Source organism: Streptomyces sp. NPDC060031, from assembly GCF_042736805.1.
GTDB lineage: Bacteria > Actinomycetota > Actinomycetes > Streptomycetales > Streptomycetaceae > Streptomyces.
The window spans coordinates 1-17,190 of sequence record NZ_JBHWVM010000096.1 but is presented as its reverse complement, the minus strand read 5'-3'; the positions used below and the strand labels follow the sequence as shown (position 1 = coordinate 17,190).

At 72.7% G+C, this 17,190-nt stretch carries 15 protein-coding genes; 7 read left to right on the top strand and 8 right to left on the bottom strand.

What is annotated here, in order from left to right; translation table 11 throughout:
- The first annotated feature begins 209 nt into the window (after positions 1–209).
- The 4 genes from ACFWB8_RS30975 to ACFWB8_RS30960 are packed head-to-tail and all read left to right on the top strand — an operon-like array spanning position 210 to position 4,563.
- Positions 210–3,089 carry a nitrate- and nitrite sensing domain-containing protein gene (locus ACFWB8_RS30975; RefSeq protein WP_385234476.1) on the top strand — a complete coding sequence of 960 codons (2,880 nt, stop codon included), beginning with the start codon at positions 210–212 and terminating at the stop codon, positions 3,087–3,089.
- Positions 3,086–3,523 (top strand): roadblock/LC7 domain-containing protein, encoded by a 438-nt coding sequence (locus ACFWB8_RS30970; RefSeq protein WP_385234473.1) that lies wholly within the window; start codon positions 3,086–3,088, stop codon positions 3,521–3,523. Before ACFWB8_RS30975 ends, ACFWB8_RS30970 begins: the two co-directional genes overlap by 4 nt.
- Positions 3,524–3,533: 10 nt before the next feature.
- The gene (locus ACFWB8_RS30965) at positions 3,534–3,956 is read left to right on the top strand and encodes a DUF742 domain-containing protein (protein WP_385234470.1); all 423 of its coding nucleotides are present in this window, start codon (positions 3,534–3,536) and stop codon (positions 3,954–3,956) included.
- Complete coding sequence (locus ACFWB8_RS30960; RefSeq protein ID WP_385234467.1) at positions 3,937–4,563, top strand: ATP/GTP-binding protein; 627 nt, start codon at positions 3,937–3,939, stop codon at positions 4,561–4,563. The genes ACFWB8_RS30965 and ACFWB8_RS30960 overlap by 20 nt, the downstream gene beginning before the upstream one ends.
- A 212-nt stretch (positions 4,564–4,775) precedes the next feature.
- Here the strand turns inward: ACFWB8_RS30960 and ACFWB8_RS30955 are convergent, their stop codons facing one another.
- The 4 genes from ACFWB8_RS30955 to ACFWB8_RS30940 form a co-directional block, all read right to left on the bottom strand.
- The gene (locus tag ACFWB8_RS30955) at positions 4,776–5,966 is read right to left on the bottom strand and encodes a lipid-transfer protein (protein WP_385234464.1); all 1,191 of its coding nucleotides are present in this window, start codon (positions 5,964–5,966) and stop codon (positions 4,776–4,778) included.
- Positions 5,963–6,424: a Zn-ribbon domain-containing OB-fold protein gene (locus ACFWB8_RS30950; protein WP_385234461.1), complete on the bottom strand. Its 462-nt coding sequence runs from the start codon at positions 6,422–6,424 to the stop codon at positions 5,963–5,965. The genes ACFWB8_RS30955 and ACFWB8_RS30950 overlap by 4 nt, the downstream gene beginning before the upstream one ends.
- 63 nt (positions 6,425–6,487) lie before the next feature.
- Complete coding sequence (locus tag ACFWB8_RS30945) at positions 6,488–6,826, bottom strand: Mpo1-like protein (RefSeq protein ID WP_385234458.1); 339 nt, start codon at positions 6,824–6,826, stop codon at positions 6,488–6,490.
- A 13-nt stretch (positions 6,827–6,839) separates the two neighbouring features.
- A complete protein-coding gene (locus tag ACFWB8_RS30940) occupies positions 6,840–7,520 on the bottom strand; it encodes a M15 family metallopeptidase (RefSeq protein WP_385234455.1) in 681 nt (226 codons plus the stop codon).
- Between the two features lie 29 nt (positions 7,521–7,549).
- On the opposite strand from ACFWB8_RS30940, the gene ACFWB8_RS30935 reads away from it, so the two are divergent.
- Positions 7,550–8,059 (top strand): NUDIX domain-containing protein, encoded by a 510-nt coding sequence (locus ACFWB8_RS30935; RefSeq protein WP_385234452.1) that lies wholly within the window; start codon positions 7,550–7,552, stop codon positions 8,057–8,059.
- Between the two features lie 9 nt (positions 8,060–8,068).
- Here ACFWB8_RS30935 and ACFWB8_RS30930 read toward each other — a convergent pair whose 3' ends face one another.
- Complete coding sequence (locus tag ACFWB8_RS30930; RefSeq protein WP_385234449.1) at positions 8,069–8,557, bottom strand: hypothetical protein; 489 nt, start codon at positions 8,555–8,557, stop codon at positions 8,069–8,071.
- Positions 8,558–8,859: 302 nt separating this feature from the next.
- Positions 8,860–11,226 carry a glycoside hydrolase family 31 protein gene (locus tag ACFWB8_RS30925; RefSeq protein WP_385234446.1) on the bottom strand — a complete coding sequence of 789 codons (2,367 nt, stop codon included), beginning with the start codon at positions 11,224–11,226 and terminating at the stop codon, positions 8,860–8,862.
- A 190-nt stretch (positions 11,227–11,416) separates the two neighbouring features.
- Between ACFWB8_RS30925 and ACFWB8_RS30920 the strand changes: the two genes are divergently transcribed.
- Both ACFWB8_RS30920 and ACFWB8_RS30915 read left to right on the top strand, forming a co-directional pair.
- Positions 11,417–13,399: an acetoacetate--CoA ligase gene (locus tag ACFWB8_RS30920; protein WP_385234443.1), complete on the top strand. Its 1,983-nt coding sequence runs from the start codon at positions 11,417–11,419 to the stop codon at positions 13,397–13,399.
- Positions 13,400–13,463: 64 nt separating this feature from the next.
- Entirely contained in the window at positions 13,464–14,354 is an 891-nt protein-coding gene (locus ACFWB8_RS30915; RefSeq protein ID WP_385234440.1) for a hypothetical protein, read from the top strand.
- Between the two features lie 75 nt (positions 14,355–14,429).
- On the opposite strand, the gene ptsP is transcribed toward ACFWB8_RS30915, so the two are convergent.
- Positions 14,430–16,100 carry a phosphoenolpyruvate--protein phosphotransferase gene (ptsP, locus tag ACFWB8_RS30910; RefSeq protein WP_385234437.1) on the bottom strand — a complete coding sequence of 557 codons (1,671 nt, stop codon included), beginning with the start codon at positions 16,098–16,100 and terminating at the stop codon, positions 14,430–14,432.
- 82 nt (positions 16,101–16,182) lie between these two features.
- Positions 16,183–16,632 carry a PTS glucose transporter subunit IIA gene (locus ACFWB8_RS30905; protein ID WP_385234434.1) on the bottom strand — a complete coding sequence of 150 codons (450 nt, stop codon included), beginning with the start codon at positions 16,630–16,632 and terminating at the stop codon, positions 16,183–16,185.
- Positions 16,633–17,190 lie beyond the last annotated feature (558 nt).

Below are 17,190 nucleotides of genomic sequence, written 5' to 3'. Positions count from 1 at the left end.
CCGACACCCCACCAGGTGTCATCTGCCACATACCGGACGGCACTTGCCCGGAAGTGTCGGACAACTCGTGATCTTTACCCCGGGGCCCGGCCGAAAACGTCCGGACACGTCTTCGAAGCACGTCCGTGGCAGTAGTAGGCTCACGCCGTTTAAATGACGAAACACCGACCCCCGACAACGGGGTTGAGCTGGGGGAGGCTGGGGAGGCCATGCGCTTTCGCGGGAAGTCCATCCGCCGGAAGATCGTGGCGTTGCTCCTTGTGCCGCTCGTCTCCCTGACCGCCCTGTGGGGCTTCGCGACCTTCATCACCGGCCGCGAGGCCGTCCAACTCCTCGACGTCGCCTACGTCATCGACAAGGTCGGCTACCCCATCGAGGACGTCGTCCGCGTGGTCCAGAAGGAGCGCCGACAGACCCTCGTGGTCCTGGGCGACCCCACCGCCGCGACCGCGACCACCGAACTCGCGAGGCGACGCGCCGCCACCGACGAACTCGTCGGGAAGATGACCACGGACGCCAAGGACCCCAAGGTCCAAGGCGAACTCAGCCCGGACGCGGCCCGCCGGCTCAACTCCATCCTCGACGCCGTCCACGGCATCGGCGCGCTCCGCGGCTCCGTCGACAAGACCGCCATCGACCCCGGCCAGGCACTGGAGCTCTACAGCCGGCTCGTCGACCCCTGCTACGAGTTCCTGTTGAACCTCCACGCCCTCGAGGACGTGGAGATGGACAAGCAGGGCCGCGCCCTCGTCGGCATCACCCGGGCCCGCGAGACGCTCTCGCGCGAGGACGCCGTCATCGCCGCGGCCCTCGCCGCCCGCAGCGTGAGCGCCACCGACATCCGGCAGGTGTCCGACTCCGCCGCCAACCGCCGGCTGCTCTACGAGTTCAACCTCGCGATCCTCCCGGCCTCCGACCGGGAGCAGTTCGAGCAGTACTGGACCAGCCCCGAGACCAAGGCCCTGCGCGACGCGGAGGAACGCTTCATCACCGGCGGCGCGTCGAAGAACCCGCGCATCACCGCCGCCCAGTGGGACGAGGCCGCGAACAAGGTCCTCGACGACCTCGCCACCATGGGCACCGCGGCGGGCGACCGCTACCAGGGGCGCGTCGAGCCCGTCGCCATGAACGTCCTGGTACAGGCCGCCGTCGCGGGCATCCTCGGCTTCATCGCGCTCATCGTCTCCCTCGTCCTGTCCGTGCGCATCGGCCGCGACCTGGTCCGCGACCTGTCCCGGCTGCGCAAGGAGGCCCACGAGGTCTCCGGCGTCCGGCTGCCCGGCGTGATGCGCCGACTCGCCGCCGGCGAGCACGTGGACGTGGAGACCGAGGCCCCGCGCCTGGAGTACGAGAAGGACGAGGTCGGCCAGGTCGGCCAGGCCCTCAACTCCCTCCAGCGCGCGGCCATCGAGGCCGCCGTCAAGCAGGCGGAGCTACGGCGCGGAGTCTCCGAGGTCTTCGTCAACCTGGCGCGCCGCAACCAGGTGCTGCTGCACCGCCAGCTCACCCTGCTCGACACCATGGAACGGCGCACCGAGGACACCGAGGAGCTCGCCGACCTCTTCCGCCTCGACCACATGACCACCCGCATGCGCCGCCACGCCGAAGGCCTGGTGATCCTCTCCGGCGCCGCGCCCTCCCGCCAGTGGCGCAAGCCCGTCCAGCTGATGGACGTCGTACGGGCCGCCGTCGCGGAGGTCGAGGACTACGAGCGCATCGAGGTACGGCGCCTGCCGCGCCTGGGCATCGCCGGCCCGGCCGTCGCCGACGTCACCCACCTCGTCGCCGAACTCCTCGAGAACGCCACCGTGTTCTCGCCCCCGCACACGGCGGTCCAGGTGCACGGCGAGCGCGTGGCCAACGGCTTCACCCTGGAGATCCACGACCGTGGGCTCGGCATGAACCCGGACGCGCTCCTCGACGCGAACCTCCGGCTCGCCGAGACCCCCGAGTTCGAGCTCTCCGACACCGACCGCCTCGGCCTCTTCGTGGTCAGCCGCCTCGCGCAGCGCCACGGCGTCAAGGTCGTCCTCCAGCACAGCCCGTACGGGGGCACCACCGCGGTGGTCTTCCTCCCGGTGGCCCTGCTGACGGAGGCCCCCGAGACCAACGGCTCCGGCATCAGCCTCAACGGGGGCCAGGGCGGCAAGGGCGCCAAGGCCGGCGGGGGCGCCCGGGCGGCCTCCGCGGCCATGGCCGCCGGGACCTCCGCGCGCCCCGCCCCGGCCGCCGTCGAGGCGGTGCCCCTGGGCCGCCAGCTGCCGGCCGGTACCGAGCTGCGCGGCCCCGTCGAGCTGGAGGCGCCGCTCGGCGTGCTCGGGCTGGAGGGGCTGGGGGGCCTGCACGGCCTCGAAGACCCGGCCGCGCTGAACGACGATGCCCCCGCCGGCATCACGGGTCTCACCGGAGCCGGTGCCGGAGCCGGATCCACCGGCCGTCCCGCCATGGCCACCCTCGACGACGAGACCCCGCCGGGCGGCATCCCGCGCAGCGCGCTGCTGGGCCTGCGCCCGGCGGACCGCCCGCAGGTCGCCGAGCGGCACCCCGAACGCGGCGGAGCCTGGAAGAGCGACCGCAGCGGCTTCCGCGACCGTGACGGCGGCCGCGACGGTGGCCGGGACCGTGAGCGGGAGCCCCAGGCCCCCACCGGCCCGGTGCGCCTGGAGACGGCCCGCCCGGACGGCGGCCGCCCCGACGGCTCCGGTGCCAAGGGCGCCGCCGTCCCGCTCCCGCGCCGCCGCCCCACCCCGACCCTGGTCGCCGAGCACGGCCGCCGCGTGGATCCCCGCCCGGTCTCCGCGGTCCCGCAGCCGCAGCCCGCGCCGGCTCCGGCCGCGGGCGGTCTGCCCCGCCGGGTCCGCCAGGCCAACCTCGCGCCCCAGCTGAAGAACGCAGCGGCCTCCGCCCCCGCCGAAGCCGCCCAACCGGTGGCCGAGCGCGACGCGGAGGACGTACGTTCGCGCATGTCCGCACTCCAGCGCGGCTGGACGGCGGGCCGCAACCAGCAGGCACAGCAGCAGTCCCGGACCGAGGCCGGCACCTCCGCCGCCACCGGACCCGGATACGAGAACGAAGGGGACGGTCGATGACCGCACCGCAGACCGGAAACGACAGCAGGAGCCGCGGCTCCGGCCCGCTCAACTGGCTTCTTGACGAGCTCGTCGACAAGGTCGGCAGCATCCGCAAGGCGGTGGTCCTCTCCGGTGACGGCCTGCCCACCGGTACTTCCCGGGATCTGACCCGGGAGGACAGCGAGCACCTGGCGGCCGTGGCCTCCGGTTTCCACAGCCTGGCCAAGGGCGTCGGCCGTCACTTCGAGTCCGGCCGGGTCCGCCAGACCGTGGTGGAGCTGGACGAGGCCTTCCTCTTCGTCATGGCGGCCGGCGACGGCAGTTGCCTGGCCGTGCTCTCCGACGCAGACTCGGACGTCGGTCAGGTCGCGTACGAGATGACCCTCATGGTCAAGCGCGTCGGTGACCACCTGGCGACCGCCCCGCGCACCGGGCTGCCAGCCGGAGGGTGAGTCGGACGGCATGAGCGATCCAGGCCAGGACCACCCCGACAACAGCCCCGACGGGAGTCACGCCAGCTGGTTCGACGACGATGCGGGCCCCGTCGTGCGTCCGTACGCGATGACCCGCGGCCGGACCAGCCACGCCGGCCAGCACCGGCTCGACCTGATCGCGCTGGTCGTCGCCGAACCGGCGGCCGACGACCCGGTCTGGGACATGACCCTTTCCCCGGAGCACGCCCATATCCTGGGCCTGTGCCGGGGCCGGCCGCAGTCGGTCGCGGAACTCGCGGCCGAACTCGACCTCGCGGTCGGGGTCGTGAGGGTCCTGATCGGCGACCTGGTCGATGACGAACTGGTCCATGTGACCCGGCCGGTACCGCCGGCCGAACTGCCCGATGAATCCATTCTGCGTGAGGTGATCGATGGCCTTCGGGCGCTCTAGCCGCACCGGCGCGATGCATGCCGTCTCGCCGGTCGAGCCGCTGACCCTGAAGATCCTGGTCGCGGGCGGTTTCGGGGTGGGCAAGACCACCCTGGTCAGTGCGGTGAGCGAGATCAGACCGCTGAGGACCGAGGAACGGCTCTCGGAGCCGAGTATCGGTGTCGACGACACCGGGGGAGTGGAGGGCAAGAGCACCACGACGGTGGCCATGGACTTCGGGCGCATCACGCTGCGCGAGGACCTGGTGCTGTACCTGTTCGGCACGCCCGGACAGGACCGGTTCTGGTTCCTGTGGGACGAGCTGGCCCAGGGCTCGCTCGGCGCGGTGGTCCTCGCCGACACCCGCCGTCTCGCCGACTGCTTCGCCGCCGTCGACTACTTCGAGCGGCGGGAGCTCCCCTTCGTCGTCGCGGTCAACTGCTTCGACGGCGCCGACCGCCACCCCGTGGTGACCGTACGGGAGGCACTCGACCTCGACGCCGAGGTGCCGGTGCTGTTGTGCGACGCGCGGGACCGGGAGTCCGTGAAGGACGTACTGGTGGGGGTCGTGGAGCACGCGATGTCGCTGGCGCGGGCCCGGCGCCAGAGCCTGACGGCGGGGGCCTGACGGCGGGGACCTCACGCCAGGGGCCTCACGGCAGGGGCCCGACGCAGGGCCCCGGACACGGAGGCGGCCCGTACCCCCGCCGACTGGGGTACGGGCCGCAGCTCTCACGGGGGGACTCGGTGTCCCGGTCGCCGCGCGGGACTGTGGAGCGAGTGTGAACCTGCCGCCGGGGGCCGTCAAGCGTTCGGACAACACCCGTCGGCAGCCCCTGCTCAGCGCACCGCCACGACCGCCGACCCGTGCCCGAACAACCCCTGGTTCGCGGTGATTCCGGCCCGCGCCCCCGGCACCTGCCGGGCACCCGCGGTGCCCCGCAACTGCCAGGTCAGCTCGCACACCTGGGCGATGGCCTGCGCCGGCACAGCCTCCCCGAACGACGCCAGTCCGCCGCTGGTGTTGACGGGAATCCGGCCGCCGAGGGCCGTCGCGCCCTCCCGGACGAGCTTGGCCCCCTCGCCCTCCCCGCACAGCCCGATGTCCTCGTACCACTCCAACTCCAGGGCGGTGGACAGGTCGTACACCTCGGCCAGCGAGAGGTCGTCCGGCCCGAGTCCGGCCTCCTCGTACGCGGCGCGGGCGATGGAGGCCCGGAAGGAGCCGGGCACCGGGCGCGCGCCGGTCACCGAGTCGGTCGCGATGTCCGGGAGGTCCAGGACGGTCCGGGGATACGTCGGCGTCACCGTCGACACGGCCCGGATCCGCACCGGATCGGCGTGCCCGTGCGAGCGCGCGAAATCCATGGAGGACAGGACGAGCGCCGCACCCCCGTCGGAGGTGGCGCAGATGTCGAGCAGCCGCAGCGGGTCCGCGACGACCGCCGAGGCCGCGACCTCCTCGGCCGTCACCGCCTTGCGGTAGCGGGCCAGGGGGTTGAGCGCCCCGGCCGCCGCGTTCTTCACCTTGACCTGCGCGAAGTCCTCACCGGTGTCCCCGTACAGGGCCATCCGGCGGCGGGCGTACAGCGCGAAGTACGCCGGATTGGTGGCCCCCAGCACCCGGAACCGCAGCCAGTCCGGGTCGTCCGGCCGGTCCCCGCCCGCCGGGGCGAAGAACCCCTTGGGCGCCGCGTCCGCGCCGACCACCAGGACCACGTCGGCCAGTCCCGCCAGGATCTGCGCCCGCGCCGCCCCGATGGCCTGGGCCCCGGAGGCGCAGGCCGCGTACACGCTGGTCACCCGGGCGCCCTGCCAGCCGAGGGCCCGCGCGAAGGTCGCGCCGGCCACGTAGCCCGGGTACCCGCCGCGGACGGTGTCGGCTCCGACGACCGACTGCACGTCGGTCCAGTCCAGCCCCGCGTCGGCGAGGGCGGTACGGGCGGCGGCCCGCCCGTACTCGACGAAACTGCGGCCCCACTTGCCCCAGGGGTGCATGCCGGCTCCTAGAACCGCGACGTCGGCGCTCACGACTGCCCTCCCACCGGCTTGAACTGCCAGGTCAGATAGGTGGTGTCGGTCTCGGCGTCCTCGCTCAGCACACCGCCCACCACCTCGACCTCCATCCCGACCGCCAGATCGGCGAGGGTCACCCCCGGCGCGCCCTGACCGAGTACGACCATCCCCTCCGCCTCCAGCTCCACCGCGATGAGGGTGTACGGCTCCCAGGGCGCGCCCGGGTCGGACACGTACGGGGCGGGCGGCCGGTAGCGGCCGTCGGTGTAGGACCAGACCCGGCCGCGCGGGGACAGTGGCGCCTCGGTGAGCTCCCCGCCGCCGGGGCAGTGCGGATTGCGGCAGTACGCGTCCTCGCGCGGGAAGAACACCGCGGTGCAGGCGGAGCAGCGGGTGCCGAGCAGCCGGAAGCCGCCCGCCGCCCCCGCATCGGTGAACCACCCGCTCACGACGGGTGTGCGTGTGCGTTCCAAGTCCCCTCCCGGGCAGCAGAATCTGACGAGCCGTCAGAAGTCTGCCACGGCAGGCGCCGCCGGTCACCGGTTCTCGGCGAGCCACTTCCGCGCGATCCCGGCCAGCTCCGCGTCCCGCCCGGTCAGCATCATCCGGATCATCTGCGCGTCCCCGCGCAGCGACCAGCCCGGATTCCCGAAGGTGGCCGGGTTGTTCCCCTCGATGAGGAGGTGCGCCGGCCAGGCGGTCCCGTACCCGATGAGGGGGAGCGCGGCCAGATAGCGCTTGCGGCCGCGCGCCAGCCCGTGGGCGGTGACGGCGAGACCGGTGAGCGTCCCCGTCAGGTGCACCCAGCGGGTGGCGGCGCGCGCGTGCATGGCGACGTAGTAGGGCCAGAATTCCTCGTACGAAGCGAAAGTCATGCGGGCACGTTACTCAGCGGTGCGTTGGGCCGACAGACACGGGAAAGTCGAAATACGTGTCCGGGAACGCCTCCGGCCTGTACGTGAAATGCCACCATTCCTCGGGGAGGTTGACGAATCCCTGCCCGCCGAGCGCCCGCTTCAGCACCTGCCGATCGGCCCGGGCGGCCGCGCCGATCAGAGGGCTGTCCGTGTGTGCGAGGGGATCGAAGAAATCGAAGGGAGTCCCCATGTCGAGGGGCCGCCGGGTCACCAGGTCCACGAGGGTCACATCGACGGTGGACCCACGGCTGTGCCCGGACTTCTCGGCGATGTACCCGTCCGGGATCAGCCGGTCCTTCGCCACCCGCGGATGGAACTCCGCCTTGGTGCGCGGATCCTCCGGGTCCCGGGCCCACCGTACGAAGCGGTCCACCGCGCGCTGGGGCCGGTAGCAGTCGTACACCAGGAGCGAGTACCCGCGCCGGACCACTTCCCGCTGCGCCCGCCGCAGGGCCTCGGCGGCCGGCCGGGCGAGCAGGCAGACGGGTTCGTCGTACCCGTCCACCACTCCGCCGGTGAAATTCTCGGCAGTGGCGTACCTGATGTCCTCCCCGATACTGGGGTCGACCTTCGCAAGGGCCACGAAACCGGGCGCGGGCGCCGTCCCGGCCAACGCCGCCAGTACCACCACAGGGGCCACAACCACCGTCATCCGCATGCCCCTTGGCATACCATCGCGGGATGCCGGCAACGCTGAAGGACTCGCACTGCTCCACCTGTGGAGCACTGTTCGACAGGTCCGACTGGCCCCGTACGTGCGCCACCTGCGGCGCCGTCACCTACCGCAACCCCCTCCCGGTGGCGGTCGCGCTGCTCCCGGTGGAGGACGAGCGCGGCACCGGCCTCGTCGCCATCACCCGCACCATCGAACCGGCCCTCGGCGGCGTCGCCCTGCCGGGCGGCTTCATGGACTTCGGCGAGGACTGGCGCGACGCCGTCGTGCGCGAACTGCGCGAGGAGACCGGCATCCACGCCCCGGCCTCCGAGGTCACCCTGGCGGACGCCCTCAGCTCCCCGGCCGGCCACCTGCTCCTGTTCGGTCTCCTGCCGCTGCGCCCGGCCGCCTCGCTCCCGCCGTCCGCCCCCACGGACGAGACGACGGGCTGGCACGTCCTGAGGGGCCCGCAGGAGCTGGCCTTCCCGCTCCACACCCGGGCCGCCGCGGCCTGGTTCGGCGGGCGGTACGCGTAGACCGCCACCTCACAGCGGCAGCTCCATCACGAAGCTCATCATGGTGACCACGCCCACCACGCCGCCGGTGATCACCGCGCCCTGCCGCCACACGGCCCGCGCCGGAACCGGACGGTCCCGCAGCGCCGACCCCGCGGCCAGCGGGAGCACCGCGGCGGCCGCCGTCAACGCCCAGACCTCCAGGAAGCCGACCGAGGACACCACGGATTGGGAACGCAGCCACCACACGGCCACCCCCGCCACCCCCGCCGACAGCGGGGCCAGCATCGCCGCCACCCCGACCACCCGCGGCCACGCCGTGACGCGCGCGGCCCAACGGCCGAGCACAGCCAGGGGTTTCACCAGCAGCATGCCGTGCAGGAAGCCCACCGCCACGGCCGCGACCGCGCCGATGCCGATCAATGCGAGCGATCTCTCCGACGGCTGCTGCGTCACGACCAGAACGGCCCACGCGGTCAGCATCTGGTAGGCACCCACGGCTTCCGAGCCGGGAGCCATGTCCCATCGTCGTGACATCCGCCGGCTCGCCGAATACGGCCTCGCCGGGCTCGCTAAGACCATCGCAGACTCCCTGATCGCACGGGTTGGGGGGCAGGGCTCTGTTCGCGCCCAGCGCCAGCATTCCCGCGCCCGCTATAGGAGACCTACAATCACGGCCGAGTCGAGCTGGAGCCGACCGCGGCTGGATCCCCTCACGACCGCCCCTGGAGCCCCTGGAGTATCCGGAGCCCCCGGAGCCCCCGGAGCCCCCGGAGCATCCGCAGCCGCGACCGTCATCGCAGCCCCTGGACTCCCGGCCGTCACTGGAGCCCCCGGACCACCACGCCCTCGACCGCCTCCCCGCCCTCGGTCTCCACCACCACCGCGTCCCCCGCCCACCGCACCGCGTACCGCTCGATCTCACCCGGCTCGAAGCCCGGCCCCGGATCGCGGACCACCAGCCCCCCGCCCGTGCGCCCCCGCGCCGGCGCCCACGCCTCCAGGACCACCGATCCGTCGGGCGACCGCACCGGGAGCACCGCCCCTGCCCGCGCCAGCACCGGGATCCGGCCCACCGGCGCGTCCAGGAGCACCTGCCCGGGGCCCTCGTACGCCGTCCCGGTCGCCGTGTCGTACCACCGGCCCCGCGGCAGCCGTACGGCCCGCCGGTCCGCCCCGCACTCCAGTACCGGCGCCACCAGCAGCGCGTCGCCCAGCAGGAAGGCGTCCTCGCAGTCCCGCAGTGCCCGGTCCTCCGGCGCGCCCCACCACAGCGGCCGCACGTACGGGGCCCCGGTGCGCCGGGCCAGATGGGCCAGCGTCACGAAGTACGGCCGAAGCCGCTCCCGCTCCGCCAGCACGGTCCGGGCGTGCTCCTCCGCCTCCGGCCCGAACTCCCAGGGCTCGCGCCGCCCGGCCCAGATCGCCGAGTGCGTCCGGAACAGCGGCAGGTGCGCCCCGAGCTGCAGCCACCGCAGGTACAGCTCCGGCGAGGGCGAGCCGCCGAAGCCGCCGACGTCCGGGCCCGAGTACGGCACCCCGCACAGTCCCAGCCCCAGCACCAGCGCCAGTGAGGCCCGCAGCCCGTCCCAGCTGGACTCCACGTCTCCCGACCACGTGCCCCCGTACCGCTGCATCCCCGCCCACCCCGAGCGCGAGAACAGGAACGGCCGCTCGGCGGGCCGCAGCCGCACCAGCCCCTCCCAGCCGGCCCGCGCCATGCCCAGGGCGTAGACGTTGTGCGCGGCCCGGTGGTCCCCGCCCGCCCCGTCCAGCGCGTGCCGGGCCGAGCGGGGGAGCGTCGGATCCCCGAACGCGGCGAAGGAGACGGGCTCGTTCATGTCGTGCCAGACCCCGGCGAACCCCTGCGCCAGGCGCTCCTCGTACAGCCCGCCCCACCAGTCCCGCGCGGCCGGATCCGTGAAGTCCGGGTACGCGCACTCGCCCGGCCACACCTCGCCCCGCACCTCCCGCCCCAGGGCGTCCCGTACGAAGGCCCCCTGCGCGCCGACCGCCAGACCCGAGGCGTGCACCGCGTCCCCGGCCTTCACCGCCGGGTCGACGATGGAGACGAGCCGCACCCCCCGGCCCGCCAACTCCTGAGCCAGGCCGGGCAGATCGGGGAACCTCTCCCGGTCCACGGTGAACACCCGGTGCGCGTCGTAATGGTCGATGTCCAGATGTACGGCCGACAGGGCCAGCCCGCGCGACGCGTACCCGGACACCACCCGCCGCACCTCCGCCGCGCTCCCGAACCCCCACCGCGCGTGCTGGTACCCCAGCGCCCACTGCGGCGGTACGGCGGCCCCGCCCGTCAGCGCCGACCAGCCCTGGAGCACCCGCGCAGGCGGCCCGACCAGCGCCCAGGAGCGCACCGGCCCGCCCTCCATGCGCAGCTCGCACGACCCCGGCCGGTCCGGACCCGAGCCGGCGCCCTCCTCGCCCTCGCGCAGCACCACGCGCCCGTCCCAGGTGTTGTCGTGGAACAGCAGGTGCGTCCCCGCGTCCGCGACCACCATCTGCACCGGCATCGTGATGTAGAGCGGATCGTCGCCCGGCCCGAAGCCGCCCTTGGGGTCCGTGTTCCACAGCCGGTACTCCCCGTCGCGCAGCCGCGGGCCCGCGGCCCGACCGCCCAGCCCGAAGAAACGCGCGTCCGCAGGCACCTCGCTCCGCTGCATCCACCGGGCCCCGGCGGCTGCGCCGGCCCCGCCCCCGGCCGGATCCGCCGGCTCCCACCAGCGCGGGGGCAGTTCCCGCCGTAACACGGTCCCGCCGGGCGTCCGGATCTCCACCGCCCCGTGCCGGGACACCGCCACGGTCACCCGCTCCGACACCACCCGCCAGCCGCCCCCGGTGTCCGGCTCCAGCACGGCCCGCGGGTCGGGTTCCGGGCCGCTGCCCACCACCGCGTACGAGGGCGTCGGCCCGGCCCCGTCCCAGCCCCAGAACACCGCGCCGCCCGCCGTGACCCGTACCAGCAGCTCCGAGCGCGCGAACCGCAGCACGCCCCCGCCCGGCCGCGCCTCCGTACCCGTCAGCAGACCCGGCACGCGCGCCCGCTCCGCGCCCCGGCGCGGGAGCCCCGCCGCGTCCGTACGCCGGTTGCGCCAGGCCGAGCGCCAGGCGCCCCGTCCGCGCTCGGTACCGATGTCCTTGACCGCACGCATCAGCTCACGACCGTCCATGCTGCTCACCCTGCCATCTGCGGCCAGACGAGCGGGTTGCGTTCAACTTCCGTTCACCCGTCCATGAGGCCTCTGGTGCGGAGGTGGATCACATGGCATCGTCCCTGTGAGCCGACGCGCGCACACCCATCGCGCGCCGGCACCGTACGCACACCACGCGCGAGCCGCAGACTTGACCGGGAGCCGACCCATGACCGCAGCCACCACGCCGGAACCCCTCTGGTCGCCGGGCCCCGAGCGGATCGCCGCGGCCCGGATCACCGCCTTCCAGGCCTGGGCCGCCGAGTACCACGGCGCCCCCGCCGACGGCGGCTACCCGGCGCTGCACAGCTGGTCCGTGGACGAGCTCGACACCTTCTGGCAGGCCGTCGCCGAATGGTTCGACGTACGGTTCACCACCCCGTACGAGTCGGTCCTCGCGGACCGCGCCATGCCGGGCGCCCGCTGGTTCCCCGGCGCCACCCTCAACTACGCCGAGCACGCCCTGCGCGCCGCCGAGGACCCGGCCCGCGCCGGGGACGCCGCCCTGCTCCACGTGGACGAGACCCACGAGCCCACCCCCGTCACCTGGTCCGAGCTCCGCCGCCAGGTCGGCGCACTCGCCGCCGAACTGCGCGCTCTCGGGGTACGCCCCGGCGACCGGGTCAGCGGCTACCTCCCCAACATCCCCGAGGCCGTCACCGCGCTCCTCGCCACCGCCGCCGTCGGCGCGGTCTGGACCTCCTGCGCCCCCGACTTCGGGGCCCGCAGCGTCCTCGACCGCTTCCAGCAGGTCGAGCCGGTCGTCCTGTTCACCGTCGACGGCTACCGCTACGGCGGCAAGGAGCACGACCGCCGCGACACCGTCGCCGAGCTCCGCGCCGAACTCCCCTCGCTGCGCGCCGTCGTCCACATCCCCCTGCTCGGCACGCCGGCCCCCCAGGGCGCCCTGGCCTGGTCCGACCTGGTCGCGGGCGATGCGGAGCCCGTCTTCGAGGCCGTGCCCTTCGACCACCCGCTGTGGGTCCTGTACTCCTCCGGCACCACCGGCCTGCCCAAGGCGATCGTCCAGTCCCAGGGCGGCATCCTCCTCGAACACCTCAAGCAGCTCGGCCTGCACTGCGACCTCGGCCCCGAGGACCGGTTCTTCTGGTACACCTCCACCGGCTGGATGATGTGGAACTTCCTCGTCTCCGGCCTGCTCACCGGTACGACCGTGGTCCTGTACGACGGCAGCCCGGGCTACCCCGACACCGGCGCCCAGTGGCGCATCGCCGAGCGGACCGGGGCCACCCTCTACGGCACCTCCGCCGCGTACGTCATGGCCTGCCGCAAGGCCGAGGTCCATCCGGCGCGGGACTTCGACCTGTCCACCGTGAAGTGCGTGGCCACCACCGGCTCCCCGCTCCCGCCGGACGGCTTCCGCTGGCTGCACGACGAGGTGGCCGAGGACCTCTGGATCGCCTCCGTCAGCGGCGGCACCGACGTCTGCAGCTGCTTCGCCGGCGCCGTCCCCACCCTCCCAGTGCACATCGGCGAGCTCCAGGCCGCCTGCCTGGGCACGGACCTCCAGGCCTGGGACCCGTCGGGCAAGCCCGTCATCGGCGAGGTCGGCGAGCTGGTCGTCACCAACCCGATGCCGTCCATGCCCATCCGCTTCTGGAACGACCCGGACGGCAGCCGCTACCGCGACAGCTACTTCGAGATGTTCCCCGGCGCCTGGCGCCACGGGGACTGGATCACGATCACCGACCACGGCTCGGTCGTCATCCACGGCCGCTCCGACTCCACGCTGAACCGCCAGGGCGTGCGGATGGGCTCCGCCGACATCTACGAGGCCGTCGAGCGGCTCCCCGAGATCAAGGAATCCCTGGTCATCGGCCTGGAGGAGCCGAACGGCGGCTACTGGATGCCGCTCTTCGTCCACCTCGCGCCCGGCGCGACCCTGGACGAGGACCTGCGCGCCCGCATCAAGGCGACCATCCGCGAGGAGCTCTCCCCGCGCCACGTCCCGGACGAGATCATCGAGGTCCCGGCCATCCCGCACACCCTCACCGGCAAGCGCATCGAGGTCCCGGTCAAGCGCCTCCTCCAGGGCGCCCCCATGGCCAAGGCCGTCAACCCCGGCTCGGTCGACAACCTCGATCTGCTGCACTTCTACGAGGAGCTGGCCCGCACCCGCACCCAGGGCTGAGCGTCACTGTCAGTGGTCGTGGTTACCGTGAGTGAGCAATTGATCGCGTCACTCAGGGGGAGCCATGCGACGTTCGAACGACACCACAAGCAGGCGCCGCAAGCTGCGCCGTGAAGTGCCCGGCACCGTCGGCCTGCTGGCCGACGCCGGGGACTTCGCGGCCATGCGCGTCTACCGCAGCTTCGGCTTCGACGACCACCGGGACTACCTCCGGCACATCGACGACCTGCTGCGCTCCCTGGCCGCCCAGGGCATCCACACCACCGTCGCCCTCTTCGATCCCGAGGAGTACGCCGAGTACTGCGCGGAGCACGGCCTCGACGCCGACACCGCCGAGGCCCGCACCCGTTACACCGCCGAACTGGCCTGCACCGGCACGAACCTGCCCTACACCGGCCAGCCCATCGAGGAGCTGGTCCCGCTCCTCGTCGACGAGGCCGTCCGGCAGGCCACCTGGGAGTACGCCACCACCCTCCTCGCCGACGTCGGAAACTGCGCGGACTGCGGCGAGGACATCGGCCGGGCCTCCTTCGAACGAGCCGCCGACGCACTCGAACGCCTCGTGGCGGGGGCCGGCCCGGGCCACCACCACGTGGTCTGCAGCATCCCGTCCGAAGCCGAACAGCTCCTCGCCGTCCTGCACGCCGAGGCCGCGCGCGACCCCGACAGCCCACCGCGGATCGAGGGCCGCGAAGGCCTCGACTTCGTGACCGTGCTCGCCGCGGGACTCGCCCTCGGCGGCCCCGGCGGGCTGGTGCTGCGCAGCACCACCGAGGGCGACCGCGACCGGGTGCACGGCTGGCGCCTGGACCGCGGCCGACTGGTCCCGCTCTCCGCGGCGGCCGTCTTCAACGCCTACTGCACGGACGCCGACACCGGAGAGCCCGTCGCGCCCGAGCCGGGCGTCGAGTACTGCCCGGGGTACGAGGTGGACGATCCGGGCCCGCACCACTGAGCCGATCGCGGAAACGGCCGAGGGGCCCTCGCCACCGGCGAAGGCCCCTCGTACGACTACACACCCGCCATCCGGCTACTCGCCGGACAGCACCGCCTGCGCGGCCAAGCGGGCCTCCTCGGCACTGTCCGCGGCACGTGCCGCGGCCGCGGCACGCTCGCACTGCGCCAGCGTGTACTTGGCCAGCGTCGCCCGGACGTAAGGAATGGAAGCGGCACCCATCGAAAGGGAGGTGACACCCAGACCCGTCAGCACACAGGCCAGCAGCGGGTCCGAGGCGGCCTCGCCACAGACGCCACAGCTCTTGCCCTCGGCCCTGGCGGCCTCGGCCGACATCGCGATCAGGTCGAGCAGCGCGGGCTGCCACGGGTCCTGCAGCCGCGACACCGCACCGACCTGGCGGTCGGCGGCGAAGGCGTACTGCGCGAGGTCATTGGTGCCCAGCGAAAGGAACTCGACCTCCTGCAGGATCGAGCGCGCCCGCAGCGCGGCGGAGGGGATCTCCACCATCGCGCCGAACTTCGCCTTCAGACCGGCCTCGCGGCAGGCGTCGGCGAAGGCCTTGGCATCGGCACGGTCCGCCACCATCGGGGCCATGACCTCGAGGTAGACGGGCAGCCCCTCGGCGGCCTTGGCCAGCGCCGTCAGCTGCGTACGCAGCACGTCGGGGTGGTCCAGCAGCGAGCGCAGGCCGCGCACACCGAGCGCCGGGTTCGGCTCGTCGGCCGGGGTCAGGAAGTCCAGCGGCTTGTCGGCGCCGGCATCCAGCACACGCACGACCACACGCCCCTCGGGGAAGGCCTCGAGCACCTTGCGGTAGGACTCGATCTGCTTCTCCTCGGACGGCGCCTTCTTGCTGTCGTCCAGGAACAGGAACTCGGTGCGGAACAGACCCACACCCTCAGCTCCGGCCTCGACGGCAGCCGGCACGTCCGCGGGACCGCCGACGTTGGCCAGCAGCGGGACCTTGTGACCGTCGGAGGTCGCGCCCGGACCGGAAGAAGCGGCGAGAGCGGCCTTGCGCTCCGCGGCCGCGGCCTCCAGCTCGGCCCGCTTCTGCGGCGACGGGTCCACGAACAGGTCACCGGTGCTGCCGTCCACGGCGATCAGAGTGCCCTCGGCGATCTCGCCGGCACCCGGCAGCGCCACGATGGCCGGCACGCCGAGCGCCCGCGCGAGAATCGCGCTGTGGCTGGTCGGGCCGCCTTCCTCGGTCACGAAACCGAGAACCAGCGCCGGGTCGAGGAGCGCGGTGTCGGCGGGGGCAAGATCCCGCGCGATCAGCACGTACGGCTCGTCACTGTCCGGCACACCCGGCATCGGCACGCCGAGCAGCCGCGCGACGATGCGGTTGCGCACGTCGTCCAGGTCGGCGACCCGGCCCGCCATGTACTCCCCGGCCCCCGCGAGGAGCTCGCGGTAGGCGGCGAACGCGTCGTACACACCGCGCTCGGCGGTGCTGCCGACGGCGATCCGCCGGTCGACGTCCGCCATCAGCTCGGGGTCCGTGGCGATCATCGCCTGGGCCTCGAGCACGTGCTGGGCCTCGCCACCGGCCAGCTGGCCGCGCGCGATCAGGTCGGCCGAAACAGCCTTCACGGCCTGACGGGCGCGCCCCTGTTCGCGCTCCGCCTCATCCGCGTTGATCTGCTTGGCCGGCGGCTCGAGAACCGCCGTACCCATGTGCCGAACCTCGCCGATCGCCACACCGTGGCTCACGCCGACGCCTCGCAGCGTTGTCTCCATTTCACCCGTCTCCGATTGAGCGACGGCCCCGCCGTCGCGATGGATGTCCGACTCGCCCGCGAGGGCGGTACAGGCGGACACATCACTTCCAGCTGAAGAGAACGTCTTCCGCCTTGACGTCCCCGGACTCCACGATGTCGTAGAGGGATTCCGCGGAGGCCTCCAGCGCCACGATCGGGCAGACGGAGGACTTGCCCGCGGCCTCGACCGCGGCAGGGTTCCAGCGAATGACGGCCTGGCCGCGCGTCACCGTGTCGCCCTTGGTGACGAGCAGCTCGAAGCCCTCGCCGTTGAGCTGCACGGTGTCGATCCCGAGGTGCGTCAGAACACCGTGCCCGTAGCTGTCGACGACTACGTAAGCGTGCGGGTGCAGGGAGACGATCACACCGTCAACGGGCGCCACCGCCTCCGAGGGCTCCTGCAACGGCTTGATGGCGGTGCCCGGACCCACCATTGCGCCGGAGAACACCGGATCGGGCACTGCCGCGAGTCCGATGGCGGTCCCGGCGAGTGGGGACGTCACGCTGGTCATGGGGGGCCTCCAGGGGTGGGGCTCTTCGTGTCGCCGTCACTACCTGTCGCGAACGGCGTACTGTTCAAAAGGATATGTCACTAGATGTTCGGGTTCGCCCGATGTTGGTCCTGATCCGGGCCGGTCCTTTGGCACGGAGACTAGTGGACTAGACCGGTGGACTAGACCATACGCCTGAATCGATTTGCTTGGGCACCAACGGGCCTGTACTGTCGTGACTCCCGCCGGGACGCCTCGTGTGAACATCTCGCGAACGGCTGATGGACGGGACTCCTCCTCTTCATTACTGATCTTGACCTCTGCTTCTTGCTGCGCGCCTTTATCGGCAAAACTGCGAGTGGTCAGGGAAACGGAAAAGCACTGATAGAGTCGGACTCGCCGGAAAGGGAAAGCGCGAAAGCGCAGAACCTGGAAGGCGAAAAACCGCGGGACCGAGTCTGATAGAGTCGGAAACGCAAGAACAAAGAAAAGAACGAAGGAAGCGCCCGGAGGAAAGCCCGAGAGGGTGAGTACAAAGGAAGCGTCCGTTCCTTGAGAACTCAACAGCGTGCCAAAAAT